Annotated in this window: 1 pseudogene; it reads right to left on the bottom strand. The window is 44.4% G+C overall.

What is annotated here, in order from left to right:
* Positions 1-507: pseudogene (locus tag HMPREF3182_RS07670) on the bottom strand (hypothetical protein); the annotation flags it as partial.

The raw sequence follows: 507 nt of genomic DNA, 5'->3' as shown, positions 1-507 counted from the left end.
TCATAGTGGCTAATTCGTTAGTTTTATCGCCATCCTTAACGACAATTCTAGTCGTACCATCGGTACCGTTAACACCAACAGTGCCATCTTTTGTAGTAATATTGACAGCATTCTTACCGTCTTTACCCTTCATATCGATAGAACCGTCTTGACCGTTCAACGTAACGCTATTGCCATCTTTGCCGGTAACGCCCATCTTGCCATCTTTACCGTCAAGAGCGATGACATTTTTATGATCCTTATCATCGGTAGCACCGGTAATCGTTGTAATTCCATCTTTACCGTTGATAGTAACAGACGCGCCATCTTTACCATTAGTACCTTTTGGTCCTTGGGCACCGATTGTGCCGTCTTTAGCGTTCATGGTAACAGTTGTGCCATCTGCACCTTTACCACCGATTGTGCCATCTTTGCCATTCATAGTAACGCTTGTACCATCTGTGCCTTTAGCACCCACTGTACCATCTTTACCATTTACTGTAACGGTTGTGCCATCTTTCGCCTTGC

The organism is Megasphaera hutchinsoni (assembly GCF_001553405.1).
In the GTDB taxonomy this organism is placed as follows: Bacteria; Bacillota; Negativicutes; order Veillonellales; family Megasphaeraceae; genus Megasphaera; species Megasphaera hutchinsoni.
This window is presented reverse-complemented; position numbering and strand designations above follow the sequence as displayed.